Below are 16,911 nucleotides of genomic sequence, written 5' to 3' on the forward strand. Positions count from 1 at the left end.
CGGGCAACCGGGCGCGAAGGTGCGCCCTCACAAGCCCTCGATGAAACTCGTCGGCTCGTTTGAACCGGCTGTGTCGCGCGAGGTGGCGCCGATGTCCCGGTCGTTCGACCAGCCACCGCCCAACGCCTTGTACAGCGTCGCAACCGCCGTCAGTTCGTCGCGACGCGCCTCGACCATGGCCAGCTGCGCGTCAAAGAGGCCACGCTGCGCATCCAACACGTCGATATAGCTGGTGAATCCCCCCTCGTACCGCCGGTCTGCGACCTCAAGGGTTTCCTGCAAAGCTGACACCTGACGCTGGCGCGCGGTAAGCCGCTCTCGCGAGGCCTGCAACGCGGTCAGAGAGATGTCGACCTCCTGGAACGCCGTGCGCAAAGTCTGCCGGTAACTGACACCAGCGAGATCGCGGGCTGCTTCCGCACTGTCGACGTTGGATTGAATCCGCCCGAAGTAGACCAGCGGCTGCAAGACCGATCCCCCGATGCTCCAGGTCCGTGCGCTCCCCTGGAAAAGATCGCTGGTCTCAAGGGCCTCGACCCCCAGCAATCCGGCAAGGTTCACGTTGGGGTACCACTGCGACTTCGCGACGCCGACATCCGCATTCGCCGCGACAAGGGTGGCCTCTGCCGCTCGCACGTCCGGGCGACGCTCCAGCAGATTCGACGGGAGAGTAGCCGGGATCCCTTGGGGAACCTGGGCCTCGGTGAGCGGGGGCCCCTGCGTATCCAGTTCGTTAACGATCTCCCTCGGCGTTGCGCCGACCAGAATGGCGAGCGCCGTGCGCTGGCGTCGGATTTGCTCGCGCAGCGGCGGGATCGCCGCGCGTGTCGTCTCCAACTCCGCACGCGCCTGCTGCACCGGCAGGCTCGCGATGTCGCCGGCGTCCTGCCGGGACTCCTGCAACTGCAGCGTCTCCTCGCGCGAGCGTGCGGTCTCCCGCGCAATGGCCAACTGCCGCTCGGCCGCGCGCAGGTTGAAGTAGGTGGTGACAACGTCCGTGACGACGTTGAGACGCACCGCGTCCTTCGTGAACGCACTTTCGAACAGACGTGCACGTGCGGCCTGCTCCTGCCGCTCAGTCTCCCCCCACAGGTCCAGCTCGTAATTGAGCGAAGCCGCAAGCGAGAAGGTATTGAAGGTCATCCCGGCGGCCGGACCGCTCGCGGTTCCCTCCTCGCTATTGCGCTGGCGCGCGGCGTCGGCCTGGGCGTCGACCGTCGGGTACTGCTCGGCCTTCTGCAGCCCCAGCTCCGCACGCGCCTGGCGAACCCGGGCGGCCTGGGCGGCGATGTCGAGGTTCTCCCGCTGTGCCCGTTCGACAAGCCGGATCAGCACGGGATCGTCATACCGCGTCCACCACGCCCCCAGCTCCTGGGTGCGATCGCCGCCGGTTAGAATCTCCGACTGCCAAGCCTCCGGCATGTCGGACTCGGGCCGCTCGTAGTCCGGGCCCACGGTACAGCCAGCGATCAGCAGGCAGGCGGCCAGGGTCGCGACCCCGGGATGAGCTCGCCAAGGATGCCTAGCCATGTTGCGGTTCCTCCTTCGCGTTGCCGCGGTGTCCACGCAGCCACAACGACATTTTTTCGATCAGCATGAAGAACATCGGCACGAACATCGGCGCCAGAAGCGTCGCAGCGAGCATGCCGCCGACGATACCGGTGCCGATCGACTGCCGGGCCGCGGCACCGGCGCCCGTGCTGAACATCAGCGGCAGCGCGCCCATGATGAAGGCAAGGGCCGTCATCACGATCGGCCGGAAGCGCAGACGCGCCGCGTTGAGCGCCGCCTCGAACGGCGTCCGGCCCTCCTTCCGCTCCAGCATGGCGAACTCGATAATCAGAATGGAGTTCTTCGCCGAGAGGCCGATCAGGACCAACAGGCCGATCTGGAAGTACAGATCCGTCTGCATGCCACGCAGCAGCACCGCGAGGGCCGCGCCGAACACCGCGAACGGCACGATCGTCAGCACCGCCAGCGGCATGGTCCAACGTTCGTACTGCGCCGCCAGGATCAGGAAGACCATGACGATACCCGCGACAAAGGCGAGCTGAGAGGCCTGGCTGGCCTGCTGCTGCTGGAAGGCCTGGCCGATCCAGGACAGGGTTTCGTCATTGCTCAGCGTTTGCTGCGCCACTTCGTCGAGCGCCTGCAACGCCTGGCTGGAGCTGTAGCCAGGCGCCGGCTCACCCAGAATCTTGGCAGCCTGGAAAGCGTTGAACCGCTCGATGATGTCCGCGCCCAGCTGACGTTTTACATCGATCAGCGAGGTCAAGGGCACCAGTTCACCCGAATCCGAGGCGACCGAGACCTTGCGCAGATCCTCGGGCCGGTCGCGGAAGTCGGACTCCGACTGCAGATTCACCTGGTAGTTGCGGCCAAACAGCGTGAAATCGTTGACGTAAAGGGCGCCGAAGGTGCTCTGCATGGTGTCGAACACCTGATCGATCGGCACACCCTGGGCCTTCGCCTTCTCCCGATCCAGCTGGGCACGGAAGCGCGGCACATCCGTCGTCAGATTGCTGCGCACCCGGGTCAATTCGGGGCGCTGGTTGGCCGCCGCGACGAACCGGTCAACGACCTCCTTCAGCCGATTGATGTCGCCGCCCCCGCGGCTCTGAATGTAGGACTCAAAACCGCCGGTGGTTGAGATACCCTGAATAGGCGGCGGGTTGAAGGCGATTACCTGCGCTTCCTCGATGCCGGCCCCGATCCCCATGATCTTGTTCGTCAAAGCGAACGAGCTTTGGCCCGGTTCTTGGCGTTCACTCCAGTCATCGAGGTTAACGAACGAAATGCCGGCATTGGTGCGTTGCGCACTGGCGATCAGGTCAAAGCCCGCGAAACTGGTGACCTTGCCGACCTCCGGCAATCCGAGGATCTTTTCGTTGATCTCATCGCGCGCCGCCTCTGTCCGATTCAGCGCTGAGGCGGGAGGCAAGGAGAAGGAGACGAAAACGTACCCCTGGTCCTCTTGCGGCAACAACGCACTCGGCAAACGTTCGAAGAGATAGAACGTACCGCCGACAAGCAGGCAGAACAGCGCGACGCCGACCACCGCATGGCGCAGGAAGAAGGAGACGGTCCGCCGGTAGCCCTCGGTCACCTTCGAGAAGCCGCTGTTGAACCAACGGAACGGCTTCATTGGCGGCTTGTCGTTCGCCTTGAGCATCAGGGCGCACAAGGCCGGACTGAGCGTCAGAGCGACCACGCCGGAGATGAACACCGAGATCGCGATCGTCACCGCGAACTGCCGATAGAGCTGCCCGGTCAGGCCGCCCAGGAAGGCCACTGGCAGGAACACCGCGATCAGGGCGAGCGTGATTGCCACGATCGGCCCGGCCACCTCCTGCATGGCCTTAATCGCGGCGTCCCGCGGTGACAATCCTTCCTCGTGCATCACACGTTCGACGTTCTCGATCACGATAATGGCGTCATCGACGACGATGCCAATCGCCAGCACCATGCCGAACAGGGTGAGCAGGTTGATCGAGAAGCCAAGCGCAAGCATCCCGGCAAAGGTGCCGATCAAAGACACCGGGATGGCCAACAGCGGGATCAACGCTGCTCGCCATTTCTGCAAGAAGATGAAGATCACGCCGACCACCAGGATCAGCGCCTCGACAAAGGTCTTGCCAACCTCCTCGATCGATATCTGGACGAACTTCGTGGTATCGAAGGGAACGTTGTAGTCCAGTCCTTCGGGAAACCGGCCAGAGACTTCTTCCAGCGTGGAACTGATCCGCTCCGCCGTTGCAAGCGCGTTGGCGCCCGGTTGCAGGTAAAGGCCGATCGGCACGGTCGGATCGCCGTTGTAGGTCGCGGAGAATCCGTAATCCTGCGCGCCCAGTTCCACCCGTGCGACGTCCGACAGCCTCAGAATAGAACCATCCGACCGCGCGCGCAGGATGATCTTGCCGAACTCCTCGGCCGTGGTGAGGCGCCCTTTGGTGGTGACGCGATAGGTGAACGCGAGGTTTTCGTCAGTCGGCTCAGAACCGAAGCTACCGGCGGCGAACTGACGGTTCTGCTCGCGGATCGCCTCAGCGACCTGCCCTGGGGTCAGATCGTACTGGCTCAGCTTGTCCGGCTGCAGCCACACGCGCATGGCGTAGTCCTGCGCGCCGAACAGGCGCGCGTCGCCCACGCCGGGCACGCGCTTGAGCTCGTCGATCACGTTCAAGAGGGCATAGTTGCTGATGAAGACGGTATCGTAGTCGCCTTCAGGTGCCGTCAGCGTCACCACCTGCAGAATGTTGCTGGAGCGCTTCTGGACCTCGATCCCCTGACGGCGCACCGGTTCCGGCAAGCTCGCCTCGGCGGCCTGGACACGGTTGTTGACGTCGATCGTCGCCTGGTCTGGGTCGGTGCCGATCTCGAAGGTGACCGTGACCTCGCTGGTCCCGGCATCGGTGCTGGTCGACGCCATATACAGCATGTTGTCGACGCCGTTGATCTCCTGCTCAAGCGGAGCAGCCACCGTCTGGGACAGCGTGTCCGCGCTGGCGCCGGGATAGGTGGCGTTCACAACGACCTGTGGCGGTACGATGCTGGGATACTGCTCCACCGGCAGCGCCCGCGTGGCGGCAAGACCGGCAAGCACGATCACGATCGAAATGACGGCAGTGAAAACCGGCCGTTCGATAAAGAACTTGGAGAGCATGGGGTTATTCCTCGCCGGCCTCACCGCGATCAGCGGCCTGTAGCGGTTTCGCCTGAACTGGCGCGCCGTCGCGCACACTCACCAAACCGTCGACGATGATCCGGTCGCCCGACTCGAGACCGTCCGCGATCACGCGACCGGCCGCCACAGTTGGTCCCAACTCAATGGCCCGCCTTTGCGCGACCTCCTCATCGTTGATCACATAGACCGCTTCACCGCGCTGATCCGTCGCGATCGCACGCTCGGGGACGACAAGCGCATCAGACAAGGTGGCCGTCTCCAGACGCACGCGCACGAACTGCCCCGGCCGGATCTTCTGGTTGGGATTCGAGAACACGGCACGCGCACGCACCGTCCCAGTCTGCGGATCTACCGAACTGTCGGTGAAGTCGACATTGCCCTTGCGAGCGTAGAGGCTGCCGTCCGGCATGATCAGACGCGCGGTGTGGCTGCTGCTGCTCCCCCCACCGCTCAGCGCTTCCTCGGCCCGCTCCCGGGCATAGGCATCGTCTTCAGGCAGTGCGAAACGCACGTGGATCGGGTCGAGCTGCGTGACCGTGGTCAGAAGGTCGCCCGGCTGAACCAGACCGCCTTCCGGCAATGCCTCGAGGTCGGTGACGCCGGAAACCGGGGACGTGATCTCGGTATAGCCAAGATCAATCTTCGCGTCCGCGAGTCCAGCTTCCGCCAGCGCAACATCCGCGCGCGCGAGTTCAAGCTGAGACTGTGCTTCATCACGTTCGCGGGTACTCACGGCCTTGCTTTCGTAAAGCCGCTCGACGCGGTCCCATTGCCGACGCGCCTGTCGTAGGCTCGCCTCGGCACTCTCGACCTGCGCCTCGGCGCGTTCGACGGCAACCTCAAACGGCTTCGGATCAAGCCGGAACAGGGCCTCGCCGGCTTTGACAAAGGCACCTTCGGTGTAACGGCGTTCAATGATCGGGGCTTCCACGCGGGCGCGCACTTCAACCTCGCGCGCACCCTGGGCCCGCCCGGCATACTCCTCGTATACAGTGACGGCCTGCGGTTGGATGGTAAGCGCCGTCACCTGGGGCGCGGGACGGCTGCCGCCCTGCCCTTGGCTTTGGCTGTCACCACACGCCGTCAAGACGGCGCCAAGGCATACAGCCGCGCCTAGGCGGGCGATAAGACGCATGTCGATCATCCAGGGCTCCGGTATAGGGGGCGTGCGCCTGCCTCGGGCGCACATGCCGAATGGAAAACTGACGTTGAAAATATACATACACGTGGGTATGTAAATAGATCCTCGAATGAATTAGTCAGAATTCCGGTACCAGCAGAACTTGGTACCGAGCTGGAGCGAACATGGCGCGAAAAACCAAGGCCGAAGCGCGTGCGACGCGTGAGTCGATTCTCGACGCGGCCGAGGACGTGATGGAGCGCGACGGCATTCCGGCGACGACGCTGGACCAGATTGCGCGCGAGGCAGGTGTCACCCGCGGCGCAATCTACTGGCACTTCAAGGACAAGGAAGACCTGCTCGACTCCATGGTCGCGCGCGCCGCTTTTCCGCTCGATGAGCTGCGTGCTGCCGACGTCCGGGCAGAAACGGCCGATGCCCTGGAAGAATTGCGCCAAGTCAGTGAACAAGCCCTACTACGTCTGGCCCAGGACCCGCGCCACCAACGCGTTTGCCGGATCCTACTGCATGGCTGCGTCCGCCTTGGGCATCACCACCTTTTCATTGCCGAGGAAGATGCCGTCAAAACCGATATCCATAACGTCGTCCTAAGGCTGTTCCAGAAGGCCCGCGCCCAGGGCACGCTGAGCACGGACATCACCCCGGAACTCGCGACCTGGACGTTCGACAGCTACATGCAGGGCGTCCACAGTAACTGGCTGAAAGCCCCGGATCAGGTCGATCTCGCAGCGAACGCGAGGCTGATTCTCCGCACCTTTCTGGATGGTGTGCGCATTGGGCGCCCGCCCCACTGAGCCCCTTCACCTGGATGGCGGCGCCGGTGCCCTTGATGATCCTCCTGGCGTGGACATCTCACCTAGTTAGCGCGACGGTGACCGCACAAGCCGCTACGACCGCCATGCCGGATCGCAGGACATCGGCCCCACGAGACAAACGCGCTATCGATCAATCATGAGCGAACAAGAGCCAGGCAACACCTCCGCCACACCACTGTCCGCCACACATCTGCGGGCGCGAACGCACGGGCCCAACCGTACCCTCGCCTTAGCGTTGATCGCCGTCGCAGTGATCTTCCTGGCGACCGCATTCGGAGTCGCTGCATTAGTTGCCTATGGCCCCTATTAATCCTCCGATCACCCGACGCAGCGTGCTCACCGGGATCGCCGCCGCACCGCTGCTGACCGCCGCAAGTTGCCGGGAGCAGTCGTCGACGCTGGGGGTCGATGTCGCAGGCATCCTACCCGACCTGTCGTTCACACTGACCCGCGTGCGCGACGGCCGCCAGGTTTCCGATGCCGATTATACCGGTCAAGTCGTCGCGCTGTTCTTCGGCTATACGCACTGTCCGGGCATCTGCCCGATGACGCTGCAAAACCTCAGCCGCGTGGCCGACCAACTGGGCCCGCGCGCCCAGGATCTGTCGATCCTGTTCGTGACGGTCGATCCCCGACGGGACACGCCGACGGCGCTGGCCAACTACGTTGGCGGCTTCACCGACCGGGCCGATGGTCTGCGCGGCGGCGACAACCAGCTTGCCGCCATCACCCGGCGTTATCGCGTGACCTACGACGTCGACCCCGAAGCCCCCGGGGGATACCGGGTGACGCACGGGCAATCGGTCTACCTATTCGCCCCTGATGGGACCGCCCAGCTTCTGCTGCCCCGTTTCAGCAGCAGCGATGCCGACATCGATGGCGCCGTCAAAGAAATCAACCGATTGATCCGCGCTTGATCGTCTTCCGCGTCCGCGGGCCGGACGCTAACGGCCGGCAGCTTCCGCCCGGCGAAGATTGGCGAGCACGACCAACAGCGCGATCACGCTCATCATCGCCGGGGGCAGCCAGATGATCAGGCCGCCGTATTGCTGGTCGGTCAATGGCCCGATCGACGGATACAAGCGGCCGCAGAAGGCGTAATAGGGAAACAGGTCCATCGGCGCGAAGGTGATCAACGCGCCGCCCACGATCTGCGGGAACATCACAGCCACCGCCAACACCGCGCGCGCCGCAAAGCCGGTGCGCGCCGGTGGCGCCGGCCGCCGGTCCAATACCAGCGCCCAGAACAGGATCCCATCCAGGATCATCGACCAATTCATCACCCGGTACCACAACGGGTCGAGCATCGCGACGAAGTGCACCGGCGGGATCAGCCAGAAGAAGAACAGGCCGACGAACAGCACACCGGCAATGACTGGCTGCTGCACCCAGCGGAACACCGTCTGAACGCGGCTGTGCGCGCACAGCCGCGCAAGCCAGCGCGGCCCGCCGGCCAGAATCACCGGCCCCGCAGCACTCAACGCGAGCAGCAGCGGGCCCAGATGGTGCATGACCACGTGCTGCGCCCGGTTGAGGAAGAACATCCGCTGGGCGACGTACTCGAATCCAGTATGCACCGCCGCGTAGAGCGCGAGCAGACCGAGCAGGAACATGAGCCGCCGCCACACCGCCGGCCGCCGTTCGGGCGCCAGGCTGCGCAGACCGCGTAGATACCAAAAGGCGCTCAACGTGGTCGCCAACCAGACCGGCCAGTAGAAGGTATAGGGCCCAACCGCCGGCATGTCCGCGGGATAGGCCCGCGCGACGTACCACAGCCCCACACCGCCCAGCAGGATCGCCGCGTAAACGCCGGCACTGACCGCATCGCGCGGCCGCGGGGCAACGGGATGCTTGGCTTGGGCGGTCAGAGCCATGACAGAGGCCTAGGCCAGCGGCGGTGACGCGTCAAATCCCACGGCCCCGCTAGGTGACCTTGCAGAACCCCTGCCCCACCCGAGCAGACGACAGGAAACCCGACCCAAGACCGCAAAGAACCAGATTTACGAGGATAGAGAGTGGTGTCCCCACGGGGAGTTGAACCCCGGTCTCCGCCTTGAAAGAGCGGTGTCCTAACCACTAGACGATGGGGACACGACAGGGCGTCTGACAACGCCATGGGCGATGTACCGCACGTGCGCGCGCGATGCAAGGAAAGTCATACGGTTAGTGCACGTGGGCGGGCGGAGCCACGGGGCCCATGGCTGGCGCGGCGAACCGGCGGGACGACTCGGTCCGCGGCGCGTCGGCGCCGGCAGGCCCGCCCGGCGCCTGGACCATCTGGGCGCCGGTGATCTCGCGGATCAGCTTGCGCTTAATCGCCTGGGCGAAGCTCTCGTAATCGACCGCCGTGATCAGAAAGGCGCGCGGCCCGCCGATCACGTAATCGACGTAATAGCGATCGAGCGCTGGCTCCTCGTTCAGGATCGCCAGACCGTTGATCGTCGCCCCCGTTGCAGCGATTCGGTCACGGGCCCGGCTCGGTCGCGCGCCCATGTTGGCCCGCCCGTCGCCGGACAGGTCGATCACCTGGCGCCGGCCCAGATAGGCGTTGCCGGCCAACGCGGCATAGCCGGCATCCAACGCCGCCGCGATGCTGGTACCCCCGGCACGGACCTGTCGCGGCGCGCTGGCGAGCGCCGCCGCAAACTCGTGCGCGTCGGCCTCTCCCCGCAGCAGGGTCCAGGGAACCACAACGCTTTGCCGACTGGTCGAGGCCCACTGCATCAACATCACCGCCACGCCGTTGACCGCGCGCAGCGCCGCCAGCACGTCCGGATCGCGGAACGCGCGCGCGAATCCCTGCATCTGCAAGACAAACTCCGCCTGATCAACGCTGGAGGAAGCGTCGACCGCCAGCACCAGTTCCAACTCAACCGCCGTTTGCGTCAGGGCCGTCTGGGCCAGACCTGGACGCGGCTTGACCAGCGCACCTCCCAGGAGGCCGCTCACCAGGACGGCAGTGACGCACGCGACCGCCCGCAGATATCGCCATCGGCGGGCAGCCGGCCCGCGGCCGACGGTCATCCAGAGAGTGTACGACGAACCCCGCAGATGCGGAATGGGCTCGAGCTACGACCACTGGGAGCACTCTCCTACTCACGTCATCCTTGGCCACACTCGCCTTTTCCGCAGCATGTCCTCCTCGCCTGGCGCAGGCGCCTTGCCCGCTCCCGTGCGCACACGCCGCACTTAGCAATGCGGACCGGGGTTGTTGGGCGGGCACGGGGTACTTAGGATCGCTCGAATAAGAGCGGCTTCGACCCCGGGCATTCCGTCCGTCGCTGGGCCGCCTGCAACAAGAATTCGCGCGAGCGAGCCTGTCGATGGAACACCCGAAGTCCGATCCCGCCGTCCGCCGCGGCGGACGCCCTGACGCCGAGCACGGCGAAAGCCCGGCCGCGCGGCGCAATGCTGGTCACAAACTAGCGAGCGCGCCGCACGCGGCCAGTGCCGAGAGCACCGCCCCGCGCCCCGGCCCGGCGGCAAGCGCCGAGGTCGCCCCCGGCTACCCGGCCGGCGCCTACCCCACCGTGCGCATGCGCCGCAACCGCTCGACCCGCTGGGTCCGGCGGATGACGGCGGAGACCAAGCTGAACGTCAACGACCTGCTGTGGCCCGTCTTCGTCACCGAAGGCGAGAACGTCGAACAGCCGATCCCCTCGATGCCAGATGTTTACCGCTGGTCGATCGACCGGCTGGTCGAGCGGGTCGCGCATGCTAAGGAACTCGGCATCCCGGCGATCGCGATCTTCCCGCACGTCGAGTCCGACAAGAAGACGCCCGACTGCGATGAAGCCTGGAACCCGGACAATGTGGTCTGTCGGGCAGTACGCGAGATCAAGCGGCAGGTCCCCGACATCGGGGTGATCTGCGACGTCGCGCTCGATCCCTACAATGCCCTGGGCCACGACGGGCTGGTGTACGACGGCGAAATCCTGAACGACGAATCGGTGGATGCGCTGATCCAGCAGTCGATCGTGCAGGCGCAGGCCGGCTGCGACATCATCGCGCCCAGCGATATGATGGACGGCCGCGTCGGCGCGATCCGCGCCGCGCTCGACCGCGCGGGCTACGCCGACGTCAAGATCATGTCCTATGCCGCCAAGTACGCCAGCGCGTTCTACGGCCCGTTCCGCGACGCGATCGGTTCCGGCGGGGCGCTGACCGGCGACAAGGCGACCTACCAGATGAACCCGGCCAACACCGACGAGGCGCTGCGGGAGGTCGAGCTCGACCTGCAGGAAGGCGCCGACATGCTGATGGTCAAGCCGGGCATGCCCTACCTCGATATCGTGCACCGGGTGAAACAGGCCTTCCGCGCGCCGACTTTCGTCTATCAGGTCTCCGGCGAATACGCGATGCTCAAGGCCGCTGCCCAGCAGGGCTGGCTGGACAACGACAAGGTCGCCCTGGAAAGCGTGCTTGCCTTCAAGCGCGCGGGCGCCGACGGCGTCCTGACCTACCTGGCGGTCGAGGTTGCCGAACAGCTGAACAAAGGCTGGTACGACCGGCCGTAGAGAGGCATCGGACCTCCAAGACAGGCGTCTACCCAACCTCGCCCATGAACGCGTGGATCGCGCGGTCGTGCCAGGGCTGGGTATCGTCGATCGCGTGGAAGCCGACATGGCCCCCGCCATGTGTCAGATGGACGCGCACATTGCGGTTCCCGACCCGGGCGGCCTCGGCATACGCCGCGTCCGGGATCCAGGGGTCATCATCCGCGTGGAGAGCGATGAGCGGCGTCTCGACATCGGGCAGGAAACGTAGTCCGGAACAGTCGCGGTAATAGCCGGCCGCCCCGTCGAACCCGAAGCGGGGCGCGATGAAGCGGTCGTCGAACTCGCGCACCGTGCGCGCTTGCGCGATCGCCTGGCGTTCGGCGTCGCTGAGCTCGGCTGGCGGCGCCGTCGCCTCCCGCTTCAGCAAGCCCAAGAGCCAACGCAGGTAGACGCGGTTGCGTGGAGCGTGGAAGCGCTGGGACGTCGCCTCCAGATCGATCGGGGCCGACACGCTTGCCGCCGCGCGCACTGGCAATCGCCGGCCGGCTTCCGCCACCAGCTTGATCAGCACATTCCCGCCCAGCGAATAGCCGACCAGCACCAGCCCCTGGCGTGCCGCCGCGCGTTCGCGCGACAGCAGAGCGTCCAGGGCCGCGTACGGGTCCTCGCTGCGCCCACCGTGATAGTGGCCACGGCAGCGCGGACGCGACGGCTGACTGCCGCGTAGGTTGAGCCGCAGCACCGGATGGCCGAGCGATAGCCAAAAGCGCGCACTGGCGCGGACGTAGACCGAATCTTCGCAGCCGCTCAATCCGTGGATCAATACCACCAGCGGCTGTTCGCCCAGCCAGTCGCGTGCGTGCAGGCTGGCAGCTAGTTGATCCCCACCCGATACCGGCAACCATAGACGCTCCCCCGGCCAGGGCCTGAGATCGATCCGGGGACGCAGCAGGAAGTTGCGCAGCGTTTGCAAGTCGCCGGTCAGCCACGGCGGACGCGGACGGAAGGGCGGCAGGTCGGAAACGGCGTGGGCGGTCATCGGGTTGGGGCTGCTCGTACGTACGGTCGGTCGAAACGGGTACCGTGGTCCCTGCGTGAACTCATACCCACGAGCTAGGTAGCGCACACAACTCCGACCACCCCGGCCAAACTCAGCCGTGCTGGCGCAGATGCTCGGCCGCCAGGCGAGCGTAGTTCTGGGCGCTATAGGGAATGTAGTCGCGCTCTTCCTGGGTCAGTTCCCGCATCTTCTTGGCCGGGCTGCCACTCCACAGCTCGCCTCCAGGCACGCGCTTGCGCGGGGTCAGGAGCGCGCCGGCGGCGACCATCGCGCCGCCTTCTACCACCGACTCGTCCATGATCGTGGCGTTCATGCCGATGAAGCCACCGCTTTCAATCGTACAAGCGTGGATCAGGGCCATGTGGCCAATCGTGATATCGTCACCGATGTGGGTCGGCGTACCGCCACCCGTCTCCAGGTAACTGCCCTTGGGATCGTGGTTGACGTGAATCACCGTCCCATCCTGGACGTTGGTGCGCGCGCCGATGCGAATGCGGTTGACGTCGCCGCGCACAACACAGCCGTACCAGATCGAGCTGCCGGGCCCGATCTCGACGTCGCCAATGATGACCGCGGTCGGCGCGATGAAGACGTCATCGGCGATCTTCGGCGTGATGCCGTTGAAGCTCAGGATGGTACCGGTCATGGCGCGCCTCGCTATCGAGATGTCCGTGAAAGGGGATGCGCTTAAGGGAACAGCGGCTGCTGACCGAGGCCGGTCGTCTCCGGCAGCCCGGTCATCAGGTTCATGTTCTGGATCGCCTGGCCGCTCGAGCCCTTCACCAGATTGTCGATCGCACAGATCACGATCGCCCGGCCCGGAATGCGGTCGGCGAAGACGTTCATCACCGCATAGTTGGAGCCGCGGACGTTGCGGGTCGCTGGACTCTCGCCGGGCTCCAGCACCCGCACGAACGGCTCGCCGGCGTAGCGTTCGGCGAGGCGGGCACGCAGGCTGTCTGCGGTTTCGCCGTCGCTCAGCCGGACGTAGCAACTGACCAGCTCGCCCCGGTTCATCGGCATCAGGTGCGGGGTAAAGGAAACGTGGACCGGACGCCCGCCGGCGGCCAGGCCGATCTCCTGCTCCATCTCAGGGGCGTGACGGTGCTTGGCGACGCCGTAGGGATGGATGCCCTCGCCCACCTCGGCAAACAGCAGTTGCTGAGCGACCTTGCGCCCGGCACCGGTAACCCCCGACTTGGCGTCGATCACGAGATCGCCGGCGTCGACCTGCCCAGCCTGCACGATCGGCACGAGCGCCAGCAGCACGGCCGTGGGATAGCACCCCGGGCAAGCCACCAGCCGCGCACCAGTCACGGCATCCCGATTCAGTTCGGTCAAGCCGTAGACCGCCTGCTCCTGCAGCTGCAGGGCCCGGTGTTCGTGGCCGTACCATTCGGCATAGACGTCCGGGTCGCGCAGCCGGAAGTCGGCCGACAGATCGACCACCTTTAGATGGTCCGGCATCTGCGCCACGATCTCCTGCGTGGTGCCATGCGGCAGACCGCAGAAGGCGACGTCGAGACCCGACCAGTCGGCGTCTTCCCACTTCACCAAATCCGGCAGATCGAGCCCACCCAGGTGGGGATAGACCGCGCGCATCGGCTGGCCGGCCTGCTGGTTGGCGGTCAGCACACGGATCTCGGCGTTCGGATGGGTCGCCAGCAGGCGCACCAGGTCCGCGCCGGTATAGCCGCTCGCCCCGAGCACGCCGATTTTCAGCTTGTCCGCCATGATGCCGTTCCGCCCTTCTTGTGGTCGCCGTTGCGGTTGGACGTGCGTTCTAGCGCACGCCCCTGGCAACGGGAAAGGGCGGCGGCTTAACCGTCGAGGTCGAAATGCGCCACCACCGGCGCGTGGTCGCTTTCCGGATACTTGGAATCGTAGGCGTAGCCGACGCTTTCGTCATGCAGCAGCTCGTTGTGCACCTGCGTGTCGCGGTAGTGCGCAATCATCGACCGGCTAACCAGGATGTGGTCGATCATGTTGCCGATGCCGTGGTGGTAGAGCGTGAACCGTTTGCTGTCCGGCACCGTGCGCTCACAAGGCACCATCACCTGACCCAGCAACTCGGTATTACCGTGATCCTCGACCGCGCCGAGGATCGCGCGGACCGGTACGGACTCGATGTCCGCATTCAAATCGCCGCAGACGGCGATCCAGGCGTCGTGGCCCTCCTGCGCGGCCGCCTCGAACAGTTGGTCGAGCAGCGTGCGCACTTCGATCGCCTGCCCGACCCGCTTGATCGAAGAGATGTAGTAGCCTTCCGCCCACCCGCGGGCGGTCTTCCAGCGGTACCAGGTTTCCTGCTGGCCCGGCACAGCCGTGGGCAGCTTGGACTTCAGATGCAGGTTGAGCACATCCAACTGCCGGTTCTGGCCCGCGATCGCGCTGAGGTCCAGGCGCGCCCGTAACACCGGCCGTTCCCAGCTATAATCGCGCGTCTCCGGGCGGTCGCCGTCGTCGTCTACAGCCGTGATCGGCCGCCAGCTGGGCGCGGGCGTGAGATCGTTCAGGTATTGCTGCTGTTCGACGATCGGGTAGCGGCTGAGCGTCACCAGATTCCGCTGATAGGCGGCCCCCTGCGCCGCATCGTTCCCCTTCCAGGTCGCCGCGCGGTGAAACGCCGCGTAGTCCGTCCCCGCGATCAGCCGGTCAAGCGCGTCCAGGGTCCAAGAACCTTGATCGCCCTCGCGGTGGCCATGGATCTCCTGCAGGCAGATCACATCCGCCTCCAGGCGCTGCAACGCCGGACGCAACACGGGGATCCGGTCGTCTAGCGTGGGGTCGCGGTCATCCGCCGGGTCGACACTCAGGTTTTCCAGATTGAAGGTCGCGATCCGCAAGGGGGCCATGGCACCGGTCCTCCCATCCCCAGGAATAATGGCATCCCAAGAATACCGGATGATCCCGCCACCGGTGCATCAAAGCTTGATGACATTGCACATGGGTTTGGGGGGCATGGGTCGCGCAGGCACTGTGCGCATACGAAAACGCCCCGCCACGAACATGTCGTGACGGGGCGTTTGTCGCGCCTCCAAAGCACGTGGCGGCAGCGCCGCTTAGCGCTTGGAGAACTGGAAGCTGCGGCGGGCCTTCTTGCGGCCGTACTTCTTACGCTCGACCTTGCGGTCGTCGCGCGTCAGGTAGCCGCCCTGCTTGAGCACCGGACGCAGCGCCGGCTCGTAGCGGGTCAGGGCCTTGGACAGGCCGTGGCTGACCGCGCCGGCTTGGCCGGTGAGACCACCGCCGGTAACGGTGATGTAGGCGTCGAACTGGTTGTCGCGCCCGGCCGCCGCCAGCGGCTGCATCACCATCATGCGCAGCACCGGACGAACGAAGTAGGCAGCCAGATCCGCCCCGTTCACCGTGACCTTGCCGCTACCCGGCTTGATCCAGCAGCGCGCGATCGACTCCTTGCGCTTGCCGGTGGCGTACGAGCGGCCATGACCGTCGATCTTCGGCTCCGGCAGCGGCGCCTCGCTCTCGCCCACGCCCGGGGCGGCAGCGCCGCTCAGCTCGGAGAAGTCGCTCAGGGTCTGTTCTTCTTCCTGCGCCATCGCGATTACGCGCTCCTACGGTTCTTCGGGTTCATCGACCCGATGTCGAGCTGCTGCGGCTGCTGGGCGTCGTGCGGATGCTCCGGCCCGGCGTAGACGCGCAGGTTCTTGAGCTGCTGGGTGCCCAGCTTGGTCTTCGGCAGCATCCGCTCGACCGCCTTGTAGATCACCCGCTCCGGATAGTTGCCGGAGAGGATCTGATCGGCCGTCCGGGACTTGATGCCGCCGGGATGGTTGGTGTGCCAGTAATAGGTCTTTTGGGTGCGCTTCTTGCCGGTCATGCGCACCTTGTCGGCGTTGACGACGATAACGTTGTCGCCGCAATCGACGTGCGGGGTGAAGGTCGGCTTGTTCTTGCCCCGCAGGATCATCGCGATGCTGGCGGCGAGCCGCCCGAGCACGACGTCCTGAGCGTCGACCACGTGCCACGTCTTTTCGACGTCGGCCGGCTTGGCGTTGTAGGTCTTCATGATCGTAGATCGCCCGTGGCCATTGGGTGGATGTTCGGGTGTCGAGGCGCCGTGCGCCGGAGACGACATGCCATACGGGCACGTCCCCGGCGTTCGGCGGCGTGACTGCGGCGGGTTGTAGGGGTGCGTCGCGCGCCTGTCAACACAAACAAGCGCGAACCGTCGCCAAGAACACCGGAAAAACAGTGAGTTATAGTAACGGTGTTCAGATACCCCAAATTTAATCGGCCCGATCAGGCGGAATCGAGTAGGTCGAGGTGACGTGCGCAACCGGTCCCTCGTCCTCCGCCCCCTCGGCGCTCAGGAACACCTCGCCATAGGCCAGCCGGCGGCCGACCTTGATCATCCGGCAGTCCGCCAGGATTGCCGCCGGCTGCGGCCGGCGCAGAAAGTTGATCGACAGGTTGGTGGTGACTGCAAGTTCCACCCGCCCAATCGCGGATAAGACGCCGACGTACATGGCATAATCCGCCAGCCCCATCATCGCAGGACCGCTGACCGTCCCGCCCGGACGCAAATGCTCGTCACGGTGCGGCAGGCGCACCCTGCACCGCCCCTCCTCCATCGTTTCCACCGTCATGCCCATCGCGCGCACCCAGGGCAGTTGCGTGTCGATCAGCTCTTGCAGATCGGTATTGGATATTCGGCTCATCTGTTCGCGTTCCTCCCCGGTCCCATCTTA

The 16,911-nt window shown here is 65.4% G+C and carries 15 protein-coding genes and 1 tRNA gene; 3 read left to right on the forward strand and 13 right to left on the reverse strand.

Translation table 11 applies throughout. The features are described from left to right. Window positions 1-27: 27 nt before the first annotated feature. The 3 genes from RHOSA_RS22405 to RHOSA_RS22410 are packed head-to-tail and all read right to left on the reverse strand — an operon-like array spanning window position 28 to window position 5,906. Complete coding sequence (locus RHOSA_RS22405) at window positions 28-1,530, reverse strand: efflux transporter outer membrane subunit (protein WP_200372020.1); 1,503 nt, start codon at window positions 1,528-1,530, stop codon at window positions 28-30. After that, complete coding sequence (locus RHOSA_RS0113045) at window positions 1,523-4,663, reverse strand: efflux RND transporter permease subunit (RefSeq protein WP_027289017.1); 3,141 nt, start codon at window positions 4,661-4,663, stop codon at window positions 1,523-1,525. The genes RHOSA_RS22405 and RHOSA_RS0113045 overlap by 8 nt, the downstream gene beginning before the upstream one ends. Window positions 4,664-4,667: 4 nt before the next feature. After that, window positions 4,668-5,906, reverse strand: coding sequence for an efflux RND transporter periplasmic adaptor subunit (locus RHOSA_RS22410; protein WP_156092730.1), 1,239 nt, complete (start codon window positions 5,904-5,906; stop codon window positions 4,668-4,670). A gap of 83 nt (window positions 5,907-5,989) precedes the next feature. Here RHOSA_RS22410 and RHOSA_RS22415 point away from each other — a divergent pair, with 83 nt between their 5' ends. Next, a complete protein-coding gene (locus RHOSA_RS22415) occupies window positions 5,990-6,619 on the forward strand; it encodes a TetR family transcriptional regulator (protein ID WP_037256312.1) in 630 nt (209 codons plus the stop codon). 317 nt (window positions 6,620-6,936) lie between these two features. Beyond that, a complete protein-coding gene (locus RHOSA_RS0113060; RefSeq protein ID WP_037256315.1) occupies window positions 6,937-7,557 on the forward strand; it encodes an SCO family protein in 621 nt (206 codons plus the stop codon). A gap of 27 nt (window positions 7,558-7,584) precedes the next feature. Here RHOSA_RS0113060 and RHOSA_RS22420 read toward each other — a convergent pair whose 3' ends face one another. The 3 genes from RHOSA_RS22420 to RHOSA_RS22425 form a co-directional block, all read right to left on the reverse strand. Next, window positions 7,585-8,514 carry a cytochrome c oxidase assembly protein gene (locus RHOSA_RS22420; RefSeq protein WP_081728717.1) on the reverse strand — a complete coding sequence of 310 codons (930 nt, stop codon included), beginning with the start codon at window positions 8,512-8,514 and terminating at the stop codon, window positions 7,585-7,587. Window positions 8,515-8,656: 142 nt separating this feature from the next. Continuing rightward, a tRNA-Glu gene (locus RHOSA_RS0113070) sits at window positions 8,657-8,731 on the reverse strand. A 72-nt stretch (window positions 8,732-8,803) separates the two neighbouring features. Continuing rightward, window positions 8,804-9,664, reverse strand: a complete 861-nt coding sequence (locus RHOSA_RS22425) for a DUF1194 domain-containing protein (protein WP_051432127.1) — start codon at window positions 9,662-9,664, stop codon at window positions 8,804-8,806. Between the two features lie 512 nt (window positions 9,665-10,176). On the opposite strand from RHOSA_RS22425, the gene hemB reads away from it, so the two are divergent. Next, window positions 10,177-11,157 (forward strand): porphobilinogen synthase, encoded by a 981-nt coding sequence (hemB, locus tag RHOSA_RS22430; RefSeq protein WP_037258380.1) that lies wholly within the window; start codon window positions 10,177-10,179, stop codon window positions 11,155-11,157. A 28-nt stretch (window positions 11,158-11,185) separates the two neighbouring features. On the opposite strand, the gene RHOSA_RS0113085 is transcribed toward hemB, so the two are convergent. The 7 genes from RHOSA_RS0113085 to RHOSA_RS0113115 form a co-directional block, all read right to left on the reverse strand. Beyond that, entirely contained in the window at window positions 11,186-12,178 is a 993-nt protein-coding gene (locus tag RHOSA_RS0113085) for a YheT family hydrolase (protein WP_027289019.1), read from the reverse strand. Window positions 12,179-12,290: 112 nt separating this feature from the next. After that, window positions 12,291-12,845, reverse strand: coding sequence for a gamma carbonic anhydrase family protein (locus RHOSA_RS0113090; RefSeq protein ID WP_051432128.1), 555 nt, complete (start codon window positions 12,843-12,845; stop codon window positions 12,291-12,293). 41 nt (window positions 12,846-12,886) lie between these two features. Next, window positions 12,887-13,933, reverse strand: coding sequence for an N-acetyl-gamma-glutamyl-phosphate reductase (gene argC / locus RHOSA_RS0113095; protein ID WP_027289021.1), 1,047 nt, complete (start codon window positions 13,931-13,933; stop codon window positions 12,887-12,889). An 86-nt stretch (window positions 13,934-14,019) separates the two neighbouring features. Continuing rightward, the gene (locus RHOSA_RS0113100) at window positions 14,020-15,054 is read right to left on the reverse strand and encodes an endonuclease/exonuclease/phosphatase family protein (protein ID WP_027289022.1); all 1,035 of its coding nucleotides are present in this window, start codon (window positions 15,052-15,054) and stop codon (window positions 14,020-14,022) included. Between the two features lie 207 nt (window positions 15,055-15,261). Further along, complete coding sequence (gene rpsI, locus RHOSA_RS22435; protein WP_037256318.1) at window positions 15,262-15,759, reverse strand: 30S ribosomal protein S9; 498 nt, start codon at window positions 15,757-15,759, stop codon at window positions 15,262-15,264. A gap of 5 nt (window positions 15,760-15,764) precedes the next feature. After that, window positions 15,765-16,229 (reverse strand): 50S ribosomal protein L13, encoded by a 465-nt coding sequence (gene rplM / locus RHOSA_RS0113110; RefSeq protein WP_027289024.1) that lies wholly within the window; start codon window positions 16,227-16,229, stop codon window positions 15,765-15,767. A gap of 220 nt (window positions 16,230-16,449) precedes the next feature. Further along, window positions 16,450-16,881, reverse strand: a complete 432-nt coding sequence (locus RHOSA_RS0113115; RefSeq protein WP_027289025.1) for a PaaI family thioesterase — start codon at window positions 16,879-16,881, stop codon at window positions 16,450-16,452. Window positions 16,882-16,911: the final 30 nt, after the last annotated feature.

Source organism: Rhodovibrio salinarum DSM 9154, from assembly GCF_000515255.1.
Lineage (GTDB): Bacteria > Pseudomonadota > Alphaproteobacteria > Kiloniellales > Rhodovibrionaceae > Rhodovibrio > Rhodovibrio salinarum.

Excerpts from the sequence above, each read along its gene's own strand:
- RHOSA_RS0113090 (WP_051432128.1), bottom strand. The coding sequence starts at position 12,845 with ATGACCGGTACCATCCTGAGCTTCAACGGCATCACGCCGAAGATCGCC.
- RHOSA_RS0113060 (WP_037256315.1), top strand. The coding sequence starts at position 6,937 with ATGGCCCCTATTAATCCTCCGATCACCCGACGCAGCGTGCTCACCGGG.
- RHOSA_RS0113085 (WP_027289019.1), bottom strand. The coding sequence starts at position 12,178 with ATGACCGCCCACGCCGTTTCCGACCTGCCGCCCTTCCGTCCGCGTCCG.
- RHOSA_RS22415 (WP_037256312.1), top strand. The coding sequence starts at position 5,990 with ATGGCGCGAAAAACCAAGGCCGAAGCGCGTGCGACGCGTGAGTCGATT.
- RHOSA_RS22410 (WP_156092730.1), bottom strand. The coding sequence starts at position 5,906 with ATGTATATTTTCAACGTCAGTTTTCCATTCGGCATGTGCGCCCGAGGC.
- RHOSA_RS0113045 (WP_027289017.1), bottom strand. The coding sequence starts at position 4,663 with ATGCTCTCCAAGTTCTTTATCGAACGGCCGGTTTTCACTGCCGTCATT.
- RHOSA_RS22425 (WP_051432127.1), bottom strand. The coding sequence starts at position 9,664 with ATGACCGTCGGCCGCGGGCCGGCTGCCCGCCGATGGCGATATCTGCGG.
- RHOSA_RS0113115 (WP_027289025.1), bottom strand. The coding sequence starts at position 16,881 with ATGAGCCGAATATCCAATACCGATCTGCAAGAGCTGATCGACACGCAA.
- hemB (WP_037258380.1), top strand. The coding sequence starts at position 10,177 with ATGCGCCGCAACCGCTCGACCCGCTGGGTCCGGCGGATGACGGCGGAG.
- rplM (WP_027289024.1), bottom strand. The coding sequence starts at position 16,229 with ATGAAGACCTACAACGCCAAGCCGGCCGACGTCGAAAAGACGTGGCAC.
- RHOSA_RS22420 (WP_081728717.1), bottom strand. The coding sequence starts at position 8,514 with ATGGCTCTGACCGCCCAAGCCAAGCATCCCGTTGCCCCGCGGCCGCGC.
- rpsI (WP_037256318.1), bottom strand. The coding sequence starts at position 15,759 with ATGGCGCAGGAAGAAGAACAGACCCTGAGCGACTTCTCCGAGCTGAGC.
- argC (WP_027289021.1), bottom strand. The coding sequence starts at position 13,933 with ATGGCGGACAAGCTGAAAATCGGCGTGCTCGGGGCGAGCGGCTATACC.
- RHOSA_RS22405 (WP_200372020.1), bottom strand. The coding sequence starts at position 1,530 with ATGGCTAGGCATCCTTGGCGAGCTCATCCCGGGGTCGCGACCCTGGCC.
- RHOSA_RS0113100 (WP_027289022.1), bottom strand. The coding sequence starts at position 15,054 with ATGGCCCCCTTGCGGATCGCGACCTTCAATCTGGAAAACCTGAGTGTC.